This window comes from Winogradskyella sp. A3E31 (genome assembly GCF_046720935.1).
GTDB lineage: Bacteria > Bacteroidota > Bacteroidia > Flavobacteriales > Flavobacteriaceae > Winogradskyella.
Map to the genome: position 1 here is coordinate 91,353 of NZ_JBHNWH010000002.1, position 21,343 is coordinate 112,695.

General features: G+C 34.3%; 18 protein-coding genes and 1 tRNA gene. 9 read left to right on the plus strand and 10 right to left on the minus strand.

What is annotated here, in order from left to right:
- Positions 1–24: 24 nt before the first annotated feature.
- From surE to ACFEMA_RS03005, 5 genes are read left to right on the plus strand one after another with little or no spacing between them, the layout of a single operon-like run.
- Positions 25–801: a 5'/3'-nucleotidase SurE gene (gene surE, locus ACFEMA_RS02985; protein ID WP_411766512.1), complete on the plus strand. Its 777-nt coding sequence runs from the start codon at positions 25–27 to the stop codon at positions 799–801.
- Positions 794–1,081, plus strand: a complete 288-nt coding sequence (locus tag ACFEMA_RS02990) for a hypothetical protein (RefSeq protein WP_411766513.1) — start codon at positions 794–796, stop codon at positions 1,079–1,081. Before surE ends, ACFEMA_RS02990 begins: the two co-directional genes overlap by 8 nt.
- Positions 1,081–2,193, plus strand: a complete 1,113-nt coding sequence (gene lpxB, locus ACFEMA_RS02995) for a lipid-A-disaccharide synthase (RefSeq protein ID WP_411766515.1) — start codon at positions 1,081–1,083, stop codon at positions 2,191–2,193. The genes ACFEMA_RS02990 and lpxB overlap by 1 nt, the downstream gene beginning before the upstream one ends.
- Entirely contained in the window at positions 2,177–2,713 is a 537-nt protein-coding gene (locus tag ACFEMA_RS03000) for a C40 family peptidase (RefSeq protein ID WP_411766517.1), read from the plus strand. Before lpxB ends, ACFEMA_RS03000 begins: the two co-directional genes overlap by 17 nt.
- A 22-nt stretch (positions 2,714–2,735) precedes the next feature.
- Positions 2,736–4,772: a ComEC/Rec2 family competence protein gene (locus ACFEMA_RS03005; RefSeq protein WP_411766519.1), complete on the plus strand. Its 2,037-nt coding sequence runs from the start codon at positions 2,736–2,738 to the stop codon at positions 4,770–4,772.
- Here the strand turns inward: ACFEMA_RS03005 and ACFEMA_RS03010 are convergent, their stop codons facing one another.
- The 3 genes from ACFEMA_RS03010 to ACFEMA_RS03020 form a co-directional block, all read right to left on the minus strand.
- Positions 4,773–5,327, minus strand: coding sequence for a thioredoxin family protein (locus ACFEMA_RS03010; RefSeq protein WP_411766520.1), 555 nt, complete (start codon positions 5,325–5,327; stop codon positions 4,773–4,775).
- Positions 5,328–5,410: 83 nt separating this feature from the next.
- A complete protein-coding gene (locus ACFEMA_RS03015; protein WP_411766521.1) occupies positions 5,411–7,006 on the minus strand; it encodes a peptide MFS transporter in 1,596 nt (531 codons plus the stop codon).
- A gap of 25 nt (positions 7,007–7,031) precedes the next feature.
- A complete protein-coding gene (locus ACFEMA_RS03020; RefSeq protein WP_411766522.1) occupies positions 7,032–9,263 on the minus strand; it encodes a S9 family peptidase in 2,232 nt (743 codons plus the stop codon).
- Positions 9,264–9,411: 148 nt separating this feature from the next.
- Between ACFEMA_RS03020 and ACFEMA_RS03025 the strand changes: the two genes are divergently transcribed.
- Both ACFEMA_RS03025 and ACFEMA_RS03030 read left to right on the plus strand, forming a co-directional pair.
- Complete coding sequence (locus ACFEMA_RS03025; protein WP_411766523.1) at positions 9,412–10,713, plus strand: hydroxymethylglutaryl-CoA reductase, degradative; 1,302 nt, start codon at positions 9,412–9,414, stop codon at positions 10,711–10,713.
- A gap of 1 nt (position 10,714) precedes the next feature.
- The gene (locus tag ACFEMA_RS03030; protein WP_411766524.1) at positions 10,715–11,626 is read left to right on the plus strand and encodes a GYDIA family GHMP kinase; all 912 of its coding nucleotides are present in this window, start codon (positions 10,715–10,717) and stop codon (positions 11,624–11,626) included.
- A 52-nt stretch (positions 11,627–11,678) separates the two neighbouring features.
- Here the strand turns inward: ACFEMA_RS03030 and ACFEMA_RS03035 are convergent, their stop codons facing one another.
- The 7 genes from ACFEMA_RS03035 to ACFEMA_RS03065 all read right to left on the minus strand — a co-directional run bounded on the left by ACFEMA_RS03035 (position 11,679) and on the right by ACFEMA_RS03065 (position 19,451).
- Positions 11,679–13,829, minus strand: coding sequence for a peptidylprolyl isomerase (locus ACFEMA_RS03035; RefSeq protein WP_411766525.1), 2,151 nt, complete (start codon positions 13,827–13,829; stop codon positions 11,679–11,681).
- A gap of 97 nt (positions 13,830–13,926) precedes the next feature.
- The gene (locus ACFEMA_RS03040; protein ID WP_411766526.1) at positions 13,927–15,216 is read right to left on the minus strand and encodes a hemolysin family protein; all 1,290 of its coding nucleotides are present in this window, start codon (positions 15,214–15,216) and stop codon (positions 13,927–13,929) included.
- Positions 15,217–15,219: 3 nt separating this feature from the next.
- Positions 15,220–15,411 (minus strand): hypothetical protein, encoded by a 192-nt coding sequence (locus ACFEMA_RS03045; protein ID WP_411766527.1) that lies wholly within the window; start codon positions 15,409–15,411, stop codon positions 15,220–15,222.
- 32 nt (positions 15,412–15,443) lie between these two features.
- Complete coding sequence (lptC, locus tag ACFEMA_RS03050; protein ID WP_411766528.1) at positions 15,444–15,962, minus strand: LPS export ABC transporter periplasmic protein LptC; 519 nt, start codon at positions 15,960–15,962, stop codon at positions 15,444–15,446.
- Positions 15,963–16,001: 39 nt separating this feature from the next.
- Positions 16,002–17,378: a hypothetical protein gene (locus ACFEMA_RS03055; RefSeq protein ID WP_411766529.1), complete on the minus strand. Its 1,377-nt coding sequence runs from the start codon at positions 17,376–17,378 to the stop codon at positions 16,002–16,004.
- A gap of 16 nt (positions 17,379–17,394) precedes the next feature.
- The gene (locus tag ACFEMA_RS03060; protein ID WP_411766530.1) at positions 17,395–18,723 is read right to left on the minus strand and encodes a hypothetical protein; all 1,329 of its coding nucleotides are present in this window, start codon (positions 18,721–18,723) and stop codon (positions 17,395–17,397) included.
- Complete coding sequence (locus ACFEMA_RS03065) at positions 18,723–19,451, minus strand: type III pantothenate kinase (RefSeq protein WP_411766531.1); 729 nt, start codon at positions 19,449–19,451, stop codon at positions 18,723–18,725. Before ACFEMA_RS03065 ends, ACFEMA_RS03060 begins: the two co-directional genes overlap by 1 nt.
- Positions 19,452–19,590: 139 nt before the next feature.
- Between ACFEMA_RS03065 and ACFEMA_RS03070 the strand changes: the two genes are divergently transcribed.
- Both ACFEMA_RS03070 and ACFEMA_RS03075 read left to right on the plus strand, forming a co-directional pair.
- Positions 19,591–19,663, plus strand: a tRNA-Phe gene (locus ACFEMA_RS03070).
- 231 nt (positions 19,664–19,894) lie between these two features.
- A complete protein-coding gene (locus ACFEMA_RS03075; protein WP_411766532.1) occupies positions 19,895–21,208 on the plus strand; it encodes a carboxypeptidase-like regulatory domain-containing protein in 1,314 nt (437 codons plus the stop codon).
- Positions 21,209–21,343: the final 135 nt, after the last annotated feature.

Genomic DNA, 21,343 nt, shown 5'->3' on the forward strand with positions numbered 1-21,343 from the left:
CAGTAATCAAAAAAATGCCCTTATATGACTAAACGACCGCTTATTCTTGTTACCAATGACGATGGTATTTCGGCACCAGGGTTACGCACCTTAATTTCAGTAATGAAAACACTTGGAGATGTGGTAGTGGTTGCTCCAGATAGCCCACAGAGCGGCATGGGGCATGCCATAACCATTAACTCTACGCTATTTGTCGAAAAGATAAATATTGATGACGGTGTACAAGAAGAATACAGCTGTTCAGGAACTCCTGCTGATTGTGTAAAATTAGCTATAAACGAAATTTTGGGACGCAGACCTGACCTTTGTGTTTCTGGAATTAACCACGGTTCTAATTCATCGATTAATGTTATTTATTCTGGCACAATGAGTGCTGCTCTTGAAGCTGGTATAGAAGGCATCCCTGCCATTGGGTTTTCATTATTGGATTATGACTGGAATGCCAATTTTGAACATTGTAAATCTTTTGTAAAAACAATTGCGAAAAATGTCTTAGAACATGGCTTACAAGATGGAGTTGTTCTGAATGTTAACCTTCCAAATTTACATGAAAAAGACATAAAAGGGATCAGAGTTTGCAGGCAAGCAAGAGCGAACTGGAAGGAAGAATTCGATAAACGCCAAAACCCTATGGGTCGAGATTATTATTGGCTTACGGGTAAGTTTGTAAATATGGACAATGGTGAGGACACAGATGAATGGGCTTTAGAAAACGGATATGTATCTGTGGTGCCAGTACAATTTGACTTAACCGCCCATCAAAGTATAAAAACATTAAACACCTGGGATTTTAATGATTAGGAAAGAAGTTATTGTTGGCTTTGTTGTTGGTTTACTATCAGCCTTTATTGGTATTATTTTATTTGACATTATCATTGGCTACTTTAATGATTTGAGTCTCTCTGAATCTCTAAATAGAGCTTGGAGTACTCGACTTTTGGGTAAAAGAGTAAGTATTGGCGCACTTATTAATTTACCTGTTTTCTATTTTTTTTTAAACAAGAAAAAAGATTACCATGCTCGTGGAGTTTTAATGGCTACTATTATGATTGCTGTTATTTTTATAATTAATAAATTCTGATGAAATATTATATACTTGCTGGCGAGGCCTCTGGAGACTTACATGGGTCCAACCTAATGAAAGCATTGCTAAAGCAAGATGCCCAAGCAGATTTTCGTTTTTGGGGTGGTGATTTAATGGCGAGCGTTGGTGGCACATTAGTCACCCATTATAAAGAGCGCTCTTTTATGGGTTTTGCTGAAGTGATTCTTAATATTAGAAAAATACTAGGGCTTATTAAGTTCTGTAAAAAGGATATTACCGAATACCAACCTGATGTTATCATTTTCATTGATAATTCTGGTTTTAACTTACGCATTGCTAAATGGGCGAAAAACTTAGGCATTAAAACACATTATTATATTTCCCCGCAGGTATGGGCATCTAGGGCTAGACGTGTTGAGAAGATAAAACGGGATATTGATGCCATGTATGTTATTCTTCCTTTTGAAAAGGAATTTTATAAAACCCACAACTATGATGTTCATTTTGTAGGCCACCCGTTGATAGACGCTATTGCTGAAACTTCTGGAGTCAACGAAAAAGAATTTCGTACAACTTATGACCTAAGCGATAAGCCTATTATTGCTTTACTCCCAGGAAGCCGTAAACAAGAAATCACTAAAATGCTGGGGGTTATGTTGAGTTTGGTTGATGATTTTAAAGACTATCAATTTGTTATTGCGGGTGCACCAAGTCAAGATCAGTCATTTTATGAATCGTTCACAAAAAACAGAAATGTTCATTTCATCTCAAATAAAACTTATGACCTGTTACGTTTCTCCTATGCCGCTTTAGTAACCTCTGGAACAGCAACATTGGAGACTGCACTTTTTAAGGTACCACAGGTTGTTTGCTACAAGGCCAACCCCATATCTTACCACATTGCAAAACGCATCATCACTTTAAAGTTTATTTCACTGGTAAATCTTATTATGGATAGAGAAGTTGTTACTGAGCTTATTCAGAACGACCTCAACAAAAACCGTCTAAAAAAGGAACTTTTAAAGATTTTAGATACTAAAACCCGAGAACAACAGTTTTTAGACTATTACGAATTGGAACGCAAACTCGGTGGTCGCGGCGCTAGCGAAAACACTGCCAAATTGATTTATAATGCCCTTACAACATAATCCTACTTATTATATTGTCCTGTTTTTATCCCTAATTCTTTTGAGTAGTTGCGGGGCTTCAAAACGCAATAGGGTTGTTGTAAAAAAATCAAAAAGCGTAACCTCAGAACGTTCAACGCCTAAAGTAAAACCAAGTGAAACTGCCAAGGATATTATTGATTTCGCAACCTCTTTTGAAGGGGTACGTTATAAATACGGTGGTACAACAAAAAGAGGTATGGATTGCTCTGGGCTTATCTATAGAAGTTTTGGAGAATATAATATCAGTATGCCGAGAACAACAACAGCCTTAGCTTCTTCGGGGAATTGGGTGGATGTTAAGGAGGTTATTCCTGGAGATTTGGTCTTTTTTGCGACCAGAAAGAACAGCAGAAAGGTTAATCATGTCGGGATTGTCACTGAAGTGAAAAGAGGTGACTTTTCATTTATACATGCCTCATCAAGTAGAGGAGTTATGATTTCTAAACTGTCGGACACGTATTGGTATTTGGCATACGTACAAGCACGACGTTTTCTTTAGAAAATTTTAGTAATTTCATATAATGAAGTTACTGAATTTCAGCGTCATAAAATTAACTCTATGTCTTATCATAGGCATACTCATCGGACACTATCTAAGTCCGTCCTTACTATTTACAGTTTTAAGCTTAGTCATTCTTTTTGTGTGTCTTTCTGTAGTTTTTATCTACAATTCATTTAAAACCAATCAGAATCCATGGTTTGGTATCCTTGCTTTTTTAAGCATGATTTTCATTGGAGTTCTAATTTTTCAATTACAGGATGAACGATTAAGTACTAACCATTACATCCATTCTAAAACTGACTTAGCATCCTCAAATGCCTTAATTTTTAAAATCAGAAAAAAGCTAAAACCTGACGCCTATAACTACAAGTTTATTGCTGAAGTTGTATCTATAAACCATAAACCACATTCTGGTCAATTGCTCTTGAATATTTCTAAAGATTCTAGTGATTTGGATTTTGGAGTTGACGATCTCTTCTTTACTTCTGCATCGCTTACAGAGGTACAAAGACCAAAAAATCCGTATCAATTTAATTACAATAATTACCTACAACAGCGACAAGTGTATCACCAAACCTACTTAAGACCATCTGAATTATTTCAACTTGATTCAGAGAAAACCTCGATTTACGGCTATGCTGATGAGTTTAGGTCTAAAGTTAATAGAAAACTAAAAGCTTCAGGCTTTGAAAAAGAATCGCTAAGCATCATTAACGCATTGCTTTTGGGTCAGCGCCAGGATATTGATGCTACAATTTATAATAACTATGTTAATGCAGGCACCATTCATATTTTAGCAGTTTCTGGGTTGCATGTTGGCATTATCTTATTAATACTTCAGTTTATTCTAAAGCCTTTGCTGTATGTTAAACAGGGGCGAACGCTTCAAATTATAATTATTGTTATAGCCTTGTGGTCTTTTGCAATTATAGCCGGGCTTTCCCCTTCTGTAACAAGAGCGGTGACCATGTTTAGTGTTATTGCAATTGCTATGCAACTAAAGCGCCCGACTAACATCTACAATACTCTGACCATTTCAGCATTTATTATTTTGCTTTTTAAGCCTATTTATGTATTCGACGTTGGCTTTCAGATGAGTTATTTAGCCGTTTTGGCTATTGTTAGTTTTCAGCCCATATTTTACAAACTTTGGCAGCCTAAATTATGGGCAATAGATAAATTGTGGCAAATATTTACTGTGACCTTGGCTGCACAGATTGGAGTAGTTCCGATTAGTCTCTATTATTTCCATCAGTTTCCAGGTTTATTCTTTATTTCAAATTTGGTGATCATCCCATTTTTGGGTCTAATTTTATCTACAGGAATACTTATCATTGCTTTAGCACTATTAAATAGTCTTCCTAAATTTTTAGTCGATACATTTAGTTTTATTATTGAAAGCTTAAATGCGTTTATTGCTTGGATTGCTCAGTTTGAAAACTTTCTACTTAGGGATATTCCTATCTCCCTGTTACAGGTTTTAGCTTCATATTTAGGAATAGCCACTCTACTTTGGGTCATTAAACAAAAATCGTTTAGAGCCTTGACCCTCTTTTTAACAAGCATCATTCTTTTCTTAGGAGCATCAACCTGGAATAGCTTCACCACTTCAAATTCCGAAGTTATTGTGTTTAATAAAAGTCGCCATACCATTATAGGGCAAAAATCGGGGACTTCTTTGAAGACGTATTCTACGCTTCCAGATTCAATGTTACACATCGACAATAGTGTTAAAAACTATAAAGTGGGTGCTTTTATTTCTGAAATAGAGAATGACACGTTAACGTCTGTTTACCAGTTTAATGGCAATAAAGTTCTTGTCGTGGATAGCCTGGGAGTTTATATGGTTAATTCTTTTCAACCTGATGTTGTATTATTAAGAGAGTCACCTAAAGTGAATCTCAACAGGCTCATAGACCATATTCAACCTAAGCTTATCATTGCAGATGCAAGCAATTATAAAACGTATGTTGCTCGATGGAAAGCTACTTGTTTAAATAAAAAAATCCCCTTCCATTACACTAATGAAAAGGGATTTTATAAACTTAATCTATAATTATTGAGAATCTTTAAACTCTGGCTTAAAATTCTCAAAATAGGTGTTAAATGCTTCTTGGGTCGTCATGCTTTTGTATTCATCTGACTTAAATAACTTTAGATATAACTCCAATTGTTTTGGCTTTTGGTAACCTCTAATCGGAGCAATCATTTTCTGTTCTTCATCTAAAAATACAATTGTAGGATAAGCATTAACTTTTAAAAACCGCGTGAACTGATGCGCACTGTTACGTCTGTTAGCATTTTCTGGTTTGTAACCTGGGTTCTCAAATTTCTTACCATCGAAATTAACAACATCGTTACCTTCTGCATTGAATTTTACAGCATAATAATGCTCATTAACATAATCAACCACATCCTTATTATGAAAGGTGTTTTTATCCAATAATTTACAGGGCCCACACCAATTGGTATAGACATCCATCATTATCTTCTTCGGATTCTTTTTCTGAAGGGCAATAGCCTCATCCAAACTTACCCAATTAATCTCTTGAGCCGGAATTGCCAACACCGTAAAGAGTGCTATAATTCCTATTAGTACAATTCTTTTCATGTCTGATTTGTTGCAATTATAATACCAAACTTACAAAATAAAAAACGTCTCTGAGAGACGTTTTTTAAAATTTTAAGACTTAATTATCTGATTCCGTGCATCATCTTTTTTATCTTTCTATTTAATAAAAGCATAATAATCCCAGCACCAATTGGAATTAATGTAAATATTAAAAAGAAAGTTGTGAGTCCAGATTCTTCTAAGATTGGATCCATAAAACTTGCAGTCCATCCCCCAATTACACCTGCCAGAAAGTTTGATATAAACCAGATACCAAACATCATACCTACTAACTTAGCAGGAGCTAATTTACTAACATAAGATAGACCTACGGGCGAAAGACATAATTCTCCTAGTGTATGTAATAAAAAAGCCAAAACAAGCCACAACATACTAACAGAAGCGGTTTTTGCTCCTAAAGGAATTTCAAGAGACCCATATGCTAATGCTGAAAATCCTACTCCAACTAGAATAAGACCCAAAGCAAATTTAATCGGTCCTGAAGGGTTATATTTACTTTCCCAAATTTTAGAAAATAAAGGAGCAAATAAAATAATGAATAATGAATTTAATACCGAAAACCAAGTTGCTGGCACCTCATTAGTTTCCGCATTAAAATCTCTGTAAAGCATCCAAATTACTATTCCCCAAATGATAACAAAACTTGTCCCTAAAAATATATTCGAAAGCGCATATTTACTAAATGTTTGCTTAAACAGCATAATTAATACCCAAGTCAATACAAATAATGGAACTATTGTTATTATAGTATTTATTATGTTAAATGTGGTGGCGGAGCTACCTGTTAATATTCTATCCGTATAATCATTAGCAAAAATAGTCATTGAGCTACCTGCTTGTTCGAACGCCCACCAAAAGAATGTTGTAAATAATGCAAAAATTGCAATAACAGTAATTCTGTCTCTTACTATTTTTGAGTTTTCAGCTTCATCAACAACTTCTTCAATATTATTTTCTAATTTCTCAAGAGAATCTTCAACTGTTTCATCGATTTCTCTACTTTGCTTTGGCGTTAAGCCAATATTACCAAAAATACTTTGTGCGAAATGAAACTGTAGCATTCCAAAAAACATAAAGATACCTGCAAGACCAAAGCCATAGTGCCAACCTACATTCTTACCTATATAACCACAAAGTAAAATACCCAAGAAAGCACCTGCATTAATACCCATATAGAAAATGGTATAACCTGCATCTTTCTCTTTACCCTGGCTTTTATATAATTGCCCAACAATAGACGAAATATTCGGCTTAAACATACCATTACCCAATATTAACAACACCAAACCTATATAAAAAAACCAATCACCAACTATTTCTAAGGCCATTGAGGCATGACCTAGAGTCATTATAAATGCACCTATTATTACAGCTTTTCTATACCCTGTGAATTTATCGGCAATGTATCCTCCAATTATTGGTGTTAAATACACTAAACCTATATACCAACCATATAAGATTGCAGCATCAGCTCTTTCCCATCCCCAACCTGTATTTTCACCGGTCATAGCCGCAATTAAAAATAAGACAAGTAGGGCACGCATTCCATAATAAGAAAAACGCTCCCACATTTCAGTAAAAAACAGTACAAATAGACCTGATGGGTGCCCTAATACAGTTCTTTGATTGGTTTCTGAACCTCCAAATTTAAATTCCATATTTATTAGTGTTTAGTTAGTTATTTTATCCTTTAATATTAGAAGATGTTTCTTTTTTTTCTTCCTTTTTTACACGTTTATCACCCAAAGTAGTGTGAATGAAGTTTGTCATCTTGTTGTACAAATGCAAGCGCGTGTTACCACCATAGATACCGTGGTTTTTATCAGGGTATATCATCCACTCAAACTGCTTGTTCGCTTGGATTAAAGCTTCGACCATACGCATGGTGTTTTGTACATGGACATTATCATCTCCAGTACCATGAATCAATAAAAAGTCACCCTCTAATTTATCCACGTGATTTATCGGCGAATTTTCGTCATAACCACTTGGATTTTCCTGTGGTGTGGTCATATAACGTTCGGTATAAATAGTATCATAAAATCTCCAACTTGTTACAGGTGCCACTGCAATCGCCATTTTAAATGTATCAGCACCTTTAAATAGAGCGTTACTGCTCATAAAACCACCATAACTCCAGCCCCAAATACCAATTCTTGAAGCATCTATATAAGGTCGTTCTCCTAATTTTTTAGCAGCAGCAATCTGGTCCTCAACTTCGTATTTACCCAATTCATTTTGGGTAACCTTCTTAAACTCGGCACCTTTTAGACCCGTTCCTCTTCCATCGACGCAAGCAACTATATAGCCTTCTTGAGCCAAGTGTTGATACCAATAATCGTTAGCACCATTCCAGCGATTAGCGACTTGCTGTGAACCTGGACCAGAATATTGATACATAAACAACGGGTATTGTTTATTAGGGTCAAAATCAGCTGGTTTAATCATCCACATATTTAGCTCATTCCCGTTAACGTTTATGGTACTAAACTCTTTTTTAGACGTTTTATATTCTTCCAGTTTTGAAGCTAAGGCATCATTATCCTTAATAATCTTAATGACATTACCACTATCAGCATTGTTTAGAGTATATTCTGGTGGTGAGGTAGCACTAGAGTGTGTATTGATAAAATAGGTGAAATCAGCACTAAAAGACGCATTGTTAGTGCCGTCCGTTTTTGTTAAGCGCTCTTTATTCTGTCCATCTAATTCTATAGAATATATATCTCGGTTGATTGACCCATTTTCGACCGATTGGTAGTAAACGGTGTTATCTTTCTCATTATATCCATAATAATTGGTGACTTCCCAATCACCATTTGTGACCTGATTAATTAAATCGCCGTTATTGTTATAATGATAGATATGGTTGTAACCATCTTTCTCACTCGTCCAGATAAAACTATTATCATCGAGAAACGTTAAATCGAAAGTAACGTCAACATACGCTTTGTCTTTTTCAGAAAGCACAATTTTTGAAGTATCAGATGCAGAATCAATAAACCATAGATCTAATTCATTCTGATGACGATTCATGTATTGCACACTTAAAACATCTGCCTCATTGGTCCACTTTAATCTTGGAATGTAGAAGTCTTCATACGTTTTATTTACAGTTAATTCTTCAAGTGAGTTAGAACTTAAATCGTATAAATGCAATGACACTTTAGAGTTGACCTCACCTGCTTTAGGATATTTAAATACTTGTTGTGTTTGGTATAAATCCGAACCATAAACATCCATCGAAAATTCTGGAACTTCAGTTTCATCGAATCGTATAAAAGCAATTTTATCACCGTCGGCATTCCAGTCGAATGCACGTACAAAACTGAATTCTTCTTCATACACCCAATCCGTTATACCATTTATGATTTCGTTCTTTTTTCCATCAGAAGTCAATTGAATAACAACCTGTGTTTCCAAATCCTTCACATACAAATTATTATTATAGCCATAAGCTATTTTAGAGGCATCTGGTGAGAATGTTGGCTCTTGTACAAAATCATCAGACAATTTAGATACGGATTTTGAAGCAATGTCATAGACATAATATTCCCCAAGTGTAGAGCGTCTAAATATTGGTTTTGAATTGGTCGTCAATAATACCTTCGATTCATCTGCACTAAATTCATAATCAAAAAACGATTGAATTTCAGACAAATCTGAAGAACTTACAATCGTTTTTACTTTTTTAAGCGTCTCATAATCATAGATATCTATAGAAGCCTCTTTTGTTTGTCTATTAAAATTTAACACTGAATATTGAACACCATTATTCATAGAATGCAAGGCTTGCATGCCTTCACTTCTAAATGTTCCGTTCCAAATATCTTCTAATTGTATTTCTTTGTTTTGTGCCACTGAGAGTGTAGTGACTAAAAAGCCAATGATGGCTAAAACTCGGGTCATTTTCATGAAAATCCTTTTTAAATAAAGCAATGCCAAGTTTACTAAAAATTCAGCAAAAAACAGGTATTATTAACAGTAAATCAGCAATAATTGATAGATATCAAGCACATTTTGTACCAATCGTACTATCTTTGCATCTTAAATTACAACTCGCATGCAAAAACCTGTTAATGGCTTTTCTAAGTTATCTAAAACCGAAAAGATTGATTGGCTGCTAGATACCTATTTTGAAGATTCTGAAACTGCAAAAGCTTTGATTTCTCAATACTGGAATGACGACACTTCCCTACAACAGTTGCATGATGAATTTATTGAAAATACCATTAGTAATTTTTATTTGCCTCTAGGCATAGCTCCCAATTTTTTAATTAATAAAGAACTTTATGCCATACCTATGGCCATTGAAGAAAGTTCAGTAGTCGCAGCGGCTAGCAAAGCTGCTAAGTTTTGGTTAGATCGTGGCGGATTTAAAGCAGAAGTATTATCAACCCAAAAGATTGGACAGGTTCATTTTACCTATGAAGGTAATCCTGATGAGTTAAAAGCCTTTATTGATACTATTAAACCAAGGTTTTTTGATGATAGCGCATCTATTACTAAAAACATGGAAAAGCGTGGTGGTGGTATATTGGACATTGAATTGCGAGATAAAACAAAGGAATTAAAGCACTATTATCAACTCCACGCTACATTTGATACTTTAGATGCCATGGGTGCTAATTTCATTAATTCTTGCTTGGAACAATTTGCAGAAACACTAAAACAAGAAGCGAAAAATCATTTAGAAAGAGATTTAACTATTGTAATGAGCATTCTCTCCAATTACGTTCCAGAATGTATCGTAAAAGCTGAAGTGAGCTGCAGTATCGATCTGCTAAAAGAAAAAGACATCCCTAAGCCAAAAGTGTTTGCAGAAAAATTTAAACAAGCTGTCACCATAGCTGAGGTTGAACCTTATAGGGCAGTGACACACAATAAAGGCATAATGAATGGCATTGACGCTGTTGTACTTGCTACAGGAAATGATTTTAGAGCTGTGGAAGCCGGTATCCATGCTTACGCTTCTAAATCTGGACAATATTCTAGCCTCACACATTGCAGTATTGAAAATGGAGTTTTTAAATTTTGGATTGAGATTCCTTTAGCTTTGGGAACTGTAGGAGGGCTAACAAAACTACATCCCTTAGTGAAATTTTCATTACAGCTACTCAAAAACCCAACTGCCAAATCATTGATGAAAATTGTGGCTGTTGCAGGATTGGCTCAGAATTTTGCGGCCTTAAAATCATTGACTACCACAGGTATTCAACAAGGTCACATGAAAATGCACTTAATGAATATATTGAATCAGCATGAAGCAACACCATTGGAAAAAAATAAGCTGTTAGAGTATTTTAAAACTAACACTGTTTCGCATAGTGAAGTAGTTTCAAAATTGAAAAGTTTACGCAATTAACATGTCAGTATTTAAAAGCCATGGCAAACTACTCCTCACAGGAGAATACTTAGTTCTCGATGGCGCAAAGGCTTTGGCTGTGCCGACCAAATTTGGACAAACCTTAAAATTTAAGGAAGAAGAATCTGGTGTTTTAAAATGGCGTAGTTATGATGAGCAGAACACACTTTGGTTTGAAGCTACTTTTAAAATTCAAGATTCTGAAGTAGCAACTTTAAAATCATCTGACATTAAAGTCTCACAAAGACTTGAAACTATTCTAAACTCCACCTTAAAATTAAACTCAGAATGGCTACAAGAAACCAAGGGCTATAATATTGAAACTTATTTAGATTTCAATCTTTATTGGGGGTTAGGAACTTCTTCGACGTTAATAAATAATTTAGCTTCTTCCGCAGGTGTTGACCCCTATACCTTATTAAAAATGACATTCGGCGGTAGTGGTTATGACATCGCTTGTGCTAAAGCCAGCGGCCCTATCACATTTCAATTAGGCAGTCCCTATCCAAAAGTAGCTGAAGTCAGCTTTAATCCAGATTTTAAGGATAAACTCTATTTTGTTTATCTCAATAAAAAACAAAATAGTAGAGATGGCATACAACATTACAAAAACCAAAAGCCAATTAACAGTGCTGTTTTTTCTGACGTTAATACCATTACAGAGGCTATGATTAGTTGTAAAACACTAAATGATTTTGAGTCGTTACTAGAATCCCATGAAAGTTTGATTTCAAAAATTATTAAGCAAGACCCTATTCAAAAATCATTCTCAGAGTATCATGGCAAACTAAAAAGCTTAGGTGCATGGGGTGGAGACTTTATATTAGCAACAAGTGAGATAGACCCAAGAGCCTACTTTAAATCCAAAGGCCTTGACACTGTAATTCCTTATGTGGAAATGGTCTTAAAATAAAAATGGCCTTACATTTCTGCAAAGCCATATCTACAATTTATAGTTTTAAAGCCTAATAGACTGTTTTAGCTCTATTATCTTCTATTTCTGCTTTTTTCTCTAAAGCCGCATATACTTTTGTCTGTACAGTATTTCTACGCGCATTAGTTAATCTGCTTTGGATTGCTGAGAAATTATCCAATTCCTGAGCTTCTTTCACTGCTGTTACCTCAACTACAAAAACACCCTTTTCTCCATCAATAGGTTTTGATGTTGCACCTTGTGCTAATCCTAATGCGGTACCAACCACTTTAGGTTCTACACCTGCACCCGTTAAAGTCGTGTTCTTTAATGTTAAGCCAGATGCTGTTCTAGGCGACTGTCCTTGATTACTTGCAATTTCATCAACGGTAGTTGCAGTAATTTTTGCCCTAATCATTTCAGCTTTCTTTTCTTTTCGAACCTCAATCAATACCGGTGTGGTGGCGTTGTCAACACTCATTAAACCTTCTTTATTGATATCTACCAATTGCGCTACAATAAATCCGACTCCTGCAATGGAAAAACGCTTGTACTCCCCTACTTCTGTATCATCATTAAATGCCCAACGCACTACTTGTCGCTGACTTCCAAGACCAGGAATATTCTCATCTAATTCTTTAAAGGTTGCTGGTTTTACAGCCAACTCTCTTTCCTTTGCTAATTCAGTGAAATCTCCATTTTCTGCAGCAATTTCAAATTTTGAAACTGCATTAAACACAGCATCGATAGTTTCTTCTGATGGTTCAATTTCTCTTGCCACAGTCGCCAACTTAATTGTTGGGTTAAAAGCGGATTGGTCTAATATTTCAATAATATGATATCCAAATGACGTTTCAACCACATCAACATCTCCTTTTTGGTTATCAAATGAAAATGCTTTAAACTCTGGTGCGAATGCTTGATTATAAGTAAACTCTATAATTCCTTCATTTTCGTTACTTACTTTATCAGACGATAAATCCAATACCTCCAAAAATTTAGAACGATTGCCCTTAACCACATTTAAAATACTATCCGCTTTAGCTTCAGCTTTTTCTTTAGTATAGGTAATAGAAGGATCAACTCTATTTGCACCAACATACGGGATTAATATGTGACGCACCTTAACAGAATCAGGACGTGTTTCCTTAGCCAACACTTTTGATAATTTATAATAACCCGCATCTTTATATGGGCCATAATAGTCACCAACATTGGCTGCTAATAATGAATCTCTTTCTGCAACTGGCAACTGATTTACTCTTAGATAGGCATCATTGTATTTAATATCAGAATTTGAATTCACAAAAGCCTCAACATTAGTAGTGTTATCAAATCCAACAATAGTATCCGTTGTTTTTGTGACGTCCGAAAACTCAACTCTGTCTTGTTTTAAAGCGATAAGGTTATTTTTAATTTCATCCTCATCACCAATTGAAGCATCCTCTCTAAACTCTACATAAACAATTTCTCTTGTAGCATCTACTTGATATTGCTCCTTATGTTTTTCCATATACGCCTTAATCTCAGACTTAGTGACTTTAACCAAGCTGTCTGCTATTGATGTGTATGGTATTTGCACGTACTTTACATCTACCGATCTTGCTCCAGCAACATGCTCATCCTTAGCTTCTACCAATGAAGCACCAACACCTGCCTTAATTAAATTGTAATATTGCTGTTGCAATGCACCAGAAGCTATAGCTTGCTCATTGTCCGTCCAACTTTGGTAATTCACCTGAACATTTCCTAAAGGAGCCGCTTGTGGAGCAATTTCTTTAAGGTTAGCGATGAATGCATTTAAACGATTGACGTCATATACACTATCCTGATTTTGAAACTCTGGATAAGACTGAAAGGTGTTTTTCAACAAATCACGCATCTTATCTTTCTCAACAGATAACCCTAGTTCATCATATTCTGTTTCAAGAATGATTTTACGCAACTCTTGGTTGTAAATCGCATTCATGCTTTGTACCGAAGTACTGTTAGGCCCGACTCTACGCTGATAATTTTCAACCTTAAACATAAACTCATCACGTTTTATGTCTTCACCATTTACCGTTGCGATAGTGTCTTGGGAAACTCCCGTTAAAGCATCAGAATTCTTGAACAAATCACCAATAACAAAAGAGAATAATGCTAATGCGATGACTAAAATCAAGATTAAAGAACGCTGTCTAATTTTATTTAAAACTGCCATTTTATGGTATTAAAGTATTTAAAACAAGTGTGCGAAAATAGTATTTTCTAACAAATAATAAAAGTAGAATCTTAGTTTTTATAGCCAATAAAACCCATTAATCCAAAGGCATTATCTTAAGATGTACAATGTCAATTTTTGTAGAGGACACTTCGGTAATCGTAAACTGAAAATTGTTGACACGAACGATTGCATCTACTTCTGGAATTCCTTGTGTATGGTTAACGATAAATCCACCCAAAGTTTCGTAATGGTCACTTTCAGGGATATTCAATTTATACGTTTCATTAAGGTAATCTACCTCTAAACGTGCAGAAAACTTATAGTGTGTTTCATCTAATTGCTCTTCAATTAAAGCCACACTATCGTGCTCATCTTCAATCTCACCAAATAATTCTTCAACAATATCCTCAACCGTCATCACACCCGACGTACCGCCATACTCATCAATAACAATGGCCATACTTCGTCGCTTTTTAGTTAGGATATTGAGTACGTCTTTAATGAGAATGGTCTCTGGCACAAAGCCAATCGGAATAAGAATAGAGGAAATGTTTTTCGGCTTTTTAAACAACTCAAAAGAATGTACGTAACCTAGTATATCGTCCAAAGATTCTTTGTAAACTATAATTTTGGTATAACCGGTTTCAATAAAAAGCTGTCTTAGGTTTTCAATCGAATCTGAAATGTCTATCCCGGTAATTTCTGTTCTTGGCACCATAACTTCCCTTGCTTTAACTTCGGAAAATTCTAAAGCATTCTGAAATATCTGAATTTCGCTATCCACTTCATCGTGCTCTTCAACCGATTCCATTTGCTCGGTAATATAATTACCCAACTCCACCTTGGTCAAGGCCAAGGCAACTGTATCGCCTTCTGTTTTAAAAAACAATTTAAGGACCCAATCAGAAATCCAAATGACAAAGTCCGAAATAAACCAGAAGACTCCATAGAAGAAATAGGTCGGTAAGGCAAAGAGTTTTAAAAAGGTATTGGCATAAATTTGAAAAAAAACCTTTGGCAAAAACTCAGCGGTAATTAAAATTATTAATGTAGAAATCACGGTTTGCGACAACAGTTGTAAATCCGAAAACAAATAATTCAACACACTACTGTCCGAAGGCAAAATAGAATTAAACCATTTTACTAAGGCTTCACCCATTTTAAATCCGTAGATAACCAATGCTATATTATTACCAATAAGCATGGTAGCAATAAATTTTGAAGGCTTTGCCGTTAGCTTACCCAATATTTTTCCTAAAAAATCTCCTTGAATTTTCTCTAATTCAATATGAATTTTATTGGAAGACACATAGGCAATCTCCATCCCCGAAAAGAATGCAGATAATATTAAAGACAGAATAATTATAAGAGTATCGACCGACATCAACTAGCGTTTATCGCGATCTTCAAACTTTTTTCTGAAGCGCTTTCTAAAGAAAAACATAAAAATAGCCACTGCCGTAAATAGTAAGGAAATATAAGAGCGGGTTCTATCTGTCGACCAATTTTCAATAGCATCATAGAGAAATAAGACCGCAAATATGAGGTAGGCGTATTGAAAAAACTTAAGGATTTTCATATAGTTAGTTTCATTGTATTGGGCAAAGATAACTAATTATCTATTTGTATGTCTCCAGCCATTTCGAGTATTTCAAAACCCTTAAAGTCACGGTCACTGTCGAAACCTCTCCCGTCAATGTTATTGGCTGTAGATCTTAACTTAACTTCCTGATTAGTAAAAACCCATTCATTTTTTTGATCGTAATACATTTGAGGAGCAAAAAGACTATCTCCTTTATGTGTCGCTAACAAAACATTACCCTGAAGGTCTATGAGATCTGTTTCATTATACGCAATTGCGTAATCAGCAAATATGGTACTCTTGTTATTGTTTTTGTCGTAAATAATAAGCTCAATACCCTCCGGGAATTCTGAAAAACTAAATGGCCTATTAGAATAGTCCATCATTTTTGGACTTAGTAGATTCGCCGTCAGTTTGGCTGAATCCGTGTATTTAAGATTAATAGTGTCCGCTTCTCCGATAGGAGCATTTTGAAGCACCCCGATCTGCTGTACTTCACTAAAATTATCCTTACAAGAAAAAAGCACAATGACTACAAGTGCAGTCATTGTGCTTTTTATAATATGTAATTTATGCTTTAGCATTAATTATGGTACTACGACCGAGCCACCAATCCAGCAACCAATATTTATGGTTTGACCTGAATTTCCTCTAGAGAAAATATCAGCTTTAGTAGGTGCCTTTGCTCTATAGTTAGCCGCATATTGAGCCGCTGTACTTTTTAATCTTGGGTCAACACGACCAGCTTTTTCAGCCTCATTAGCTGCATACCAAAATACTGCTCTTTTATCAAAAGTATCTGCTCCACAATTATTAGCACTATTTGCATACATAATAGCTATTTGGATATATGGACTACCGTCAGAAGGGTTAAGACTTAACGCTTCTCTATAATACTTTCTTGCCTGCCCATATTTACCAGAACTCTTAAACTTCTTAGCAATTCTATTTGCCAATCTTGCTTTTTTAGCTTTGTCTGTCTCTAAGTTATAAGATTGCTCTATATATTTATCGGCTTCAGAATCTTTACCTTGAGCGTAAAGAAGAGTCGCTACAAAATATTTGGTATCTGCAGTAGGTGCTGTTGCATCGTATTGCTTCACTAATTTTGTGTATAACTCAGAATCTGTACACTCTTTATTATACATTCTGCTTACAGAACGCTTTAGCCAGACTGCATCATTTTTATATTCTTCAAAATCCTTTTCGTATAAAGGTATTAAGACTTCACAATTTGCTCTATCACCAAGCTTTTTATCCATACTCTCAGAGATCTGATCAAATACTTCAAGGTATCTTGTATATTGTTTCTTCAGTGCACCTTCTCTTTTAGATAATGCAGCACCACCTTCTTCTTTTTCAACAAGCTTGTTTAATTTTTCAGTATTATCATCAACTTCAGTGAGAATTTTATCAGAAACATCATCATACTTATCAAACATTTCTTGAGCCTCTCTTTTCTTGGCATCGAACATATCAACCATTAAAGAGAAATACGTATATAATCCCTGTGGACTTGTAAAGTTTTCCTTGTCCTTGGTAAAGGCGTCATTGTACTTGTTATAGATTTCTTCATCAGATAATCCTAACTCTTTTCTATACTTGTACATTAACTGCGCTTGCTCAACATACATTTTACCTTCAGGGAACTTTGAAGAAAAATATTCATTGTATTGAGTATAGACTTTTAACAGGTCATTGATATGTCCTTTTTGCTCTTCACCTGTAGAGTTTTCTATCTTATATTCCAAGATGTTATCTCCATAAGCATAGATTGCCTGATTGAACTTTGGGCATTTATTTCTAAGTTTAGACCATGGCTCATAAGCTTCTGCATATCTTTTACTCTTTGCGTAAGGAGCAAAAATCTGAAGCCAGGTCATACATTCCTCATCTTGCTGTGCATGACTTGTATTGAATCCCACCAAAAGGGCCATCAATAGTAAAGTAACTTTCGTCTTCATGTTATTATAATTTATGTTAGTTATATTTTCTTTTTGCAAACCACCTGTCATTTAATGAAAGACTGATGTTTAAGTTAATAAAATTTTCTTTTATTAAATTTTGGTTGGTGGTTCCTCGTTGTCCGTATTCAAATCCGATGTTCAACTCTGATACTCCACCGCCAGTTCCACCACCAAGTGGTAAACCTAATCCAAAAGACATGCCAAACTCGTTTATAGATTCATTATTTATTATTAATCCCGATTTACCAAAGTTAAACCCACCTCTATAAACGACTCTTTTGAAGTAATTTGAGAACGAATTATAGTCTGGGATATAAAATCCTCCAACTGCAAAACTAGGAGAATCCTCAAAAGACGAGTTCTGAGTACTGAAAATTGGATTATCGTAATCCCCTGTTTTTTGTAGTACATATTCTGCACCTACAAACCACTTGGTCTCCTGACCAACCCCAAAACCTAAAGAAAACCTAGAAGGCAATGTTAAATCTGTATTCTTCAATCCTTCACTTTCTAAATCAGCGTCTTGTGTTTCTTGTACAAATTCTTCTTCTGTTGAATCATTATAAATAATAGTTGAAAAAGAACGTTGATTCTCGGATGAGAGCCTACTTTCTGGTGAGAATGTTGTTGTTGCAGACAGCATCAATTTTTCAGATATTTTCTTCTTGTAAGCCAAGCCTAAATTAAAATTAAGACCACTTAAATCTGATCGGTTATCTTGGCGTGTTTGGTATTGCGTCGGATTGCCATCACCATCATAACTAAATGCAATAGCACTGTTCTGTACATTTCCGAAATTATAATTAAGATCGATACCAAGGCTTAATGCATCAGAAATCTGATAGCCCATACCAACAAAAACTTTATTAAGACCACCTTCACCTCTATATCTATTCTGAAGTTCTTCGTCGTCATTAAGACTTTCTAATTTATATCCCACAGACGTAAATGGGAGCAATCCAAAACCTACTCCAAACTTTCTGCCAACAGGCATTGTCAATGCTATATAGTCAAAAGTAGAAGTATTTGCCTGTTCTGAACCTTGATTACTTTCAAGTTCCAAACTCGTAAATGTCCCTGCAACTGCAAATTTAACAGGGCGGCTTTCACCATTAAAAGGTTGTTGATCTAAATTCTTACCAGCATAAGCGGCAGGATTTCTTAAGTTAATATGAAGACTGTCTAAGTAAGTACTTATACCTCCCATGGCTCTATTCTCAACTGTTCCCTTAAATTTAAGGCTACCTATACCGTAAAAAGAATACGGTGATGCTGTACCCTGTTGTGCATAGGACTGACAGCTAAAAATTGTAATTACAATTACAACGAGTCTTTTAATCATTATTTTGAATTATAGTCAAGAATAAAATTCAAACCTTCAAGAAGAAAATTCGAGTTGGCAAATATGCTATTTTTTAATTTGTTTGACAACAATTTAGCGTCCCCACCTGTTAAAATAACTGTTAAATCTGGGTATTTTTGCCTGTACTCATCAATAACCCCATCAATTTCCTTATTTATCCCATAAAGAACACCAGAATGAATTGATGCCTTTGTTGAGTCCCCAATTATATTTTCTGGCAACTTAGTATCTAATAACGGTAAGTTTGCCGTAAAGGTATTTAATGACCTATAACGCATTCTAATCCCTGGTGAAATTGCTCCTCCAAGGTATTGATTTTTATCATCCAAAAAATCGTAAGTAATGCATGAACCTGCATCAATAATAAGGACATTTTTATTAGGATATTGAACTGCTGCACTACTGACTAAAGCAATTCTATCAACTCCTAAAGTTTTTGGCGTGCCGTAATTATTATTAAAAGGCACTTTTGTATTAGCATTTAATTCAAGAACATTATCGACCTCTTTTATCCTATTAATCTGTGTTTTATTTAGTCTCCCTACAGATGAGATAATTGCTCTATCAATTTTTGGATAGGTTTTTATCACTTTTTTAAAACTTGAAATGAATCGAGAGTGTTTATCACTAGATTTATAAATAAGTGTATTGTCCTTGAAAACAGAGAGTTTTATATATGAATTTCCAACATCAATAATAAGGTTCATAAAGATATATTAAGCTACAAAGTTATTAAATCAATTTTTGTGAAATTCATTTTGCGAATAATAAAATAGCATCTATATTTGCACCCGCCTGAACGATAAAACAAAAGTGATGTCGGGCAGGTCCGCATTTAAAGCGACTGGTGCCTTAGCTCAGTTGGTAGAGCAAAGGACTGAAAATCCTTGTGTCCCTGGTTCGATTCCTGGAGGCACCACTTTTAAACCCTGTAAACATTTGATTTACAGGGTTTTTTAGTTTTTAAGGGACAATAACGGGGGTAACAAATTTGAAATACTCCTATTACTTTTTCATTTTTTTTATTTTCGAGAAATTTATTAATCCCAAGCTTTTTGACTCAACTTCTTGAATATTGTTATAGCTTTATAGAATGATTATAATTAATTACTATACCCTATTGTTGGCACTCAATTAAAGAACAATAATTATGACAAAATTCATTTTACCTGTTTTTTTGATTTGTTTCAATTCAGTAATTTTTTCTCAAAATATTAAGATTACAGGAATAGTATTTAATGAACAATCTAAAAAACCTATTTCAGATGTTTTAATTATTGTTGATAACGAGATTTTGACATTCACAGATCTTGAAGGAAAATATTTTTTAGAGCTACCTAACCAACTAGAAAAGGAAATTATTTTTTCACATATTTCTTATCAAACTAAATCGTATAATTTAGATGATTTAATTATTACTACCCAAATAGCTTTATTTAGTAAAAACAACGAATTAGATGAAGTTGTTATTTCGGGAAAAAAAAGAACGAAAAAGGAAATTTTAAAATCAGCTATCACAAACTATAAAAATCAAGTTAGAAAAGAACCTTATTGGTCTTCAGTAAATTTAAAGCAAGTCACAAAATTAAATGATTCTCTACCTTCGTATATTGAAGTTGATGGAAATTTATTTTCATTAGGTGACGATAGAAATGTTTGGAATTTGCCGATATTAATTCCAAAACAATCTAGACGAACCAAAGAGAATTTTCTTGAATCTAGTAAAAATAATACTTCTTTAAAAGTCGACAATAAACCTTATATAAATTATGGGTTAGAAATTTTTAACAGTTCCTTTTTATTAAATTATCGATTTTTTGAAATTGGACATCCGCTAAGTAAAAATGGCAATAGCCTTTACAAATTTACTTTAGGAAACACAATTGAATTAAATAATGAAGAATGTTATATTATTAATTATGAAGCAAAAAAACCTAATGTAAAAATTAAAGGAAGAATATTCTATTCTATTCGAGGGCAAATAATAGTTACTAGAGATAATCTTACGCTAAAAAAAATGACATCTCTTTTTAGAAGGTCTAGGAGTAAAGATGGTGGAATCGATGTTATATTAACAATAGATTATAGTCAGATAGAAAAATTAATTTATCCAAAAGATATTTTATATAAGGTTATGTTCTTTAATTTTGAATCTAAAGGTGTACTTCATTTTAATAATATCGACATAACACCGAGAGAGAATTATCGTAATTCTATTTCTTCTAACAGGTTCCTTTTTCAATATTCTCAAGTTTATAATAATTATAGTTCTTCTTATTGGAAAAACAAACCTGTAATGGATGATTTTATAGACACAGAATTGAAAAATCTCTTTAAAGAAAAAAACCTAAATGACCTCTTTATTATTGGGAACAATCAAAAAATTAAAGTAAACACTAAAGATCTGAACACCGAGCTACCAGAAAAAGCAATTTTAACTTTAATGAATAGCGATATGAATTAATATTTCATTAAAAATTAAAACGAAATACCAACATCGTTTATGAATCATTGCTAGCGTTAGCCTTGTCATTAAAATGATAGCGACTTTTCTATTCGGTTTGTATTTGCTAATTTAGTAACTGAATTAGTATCGTAA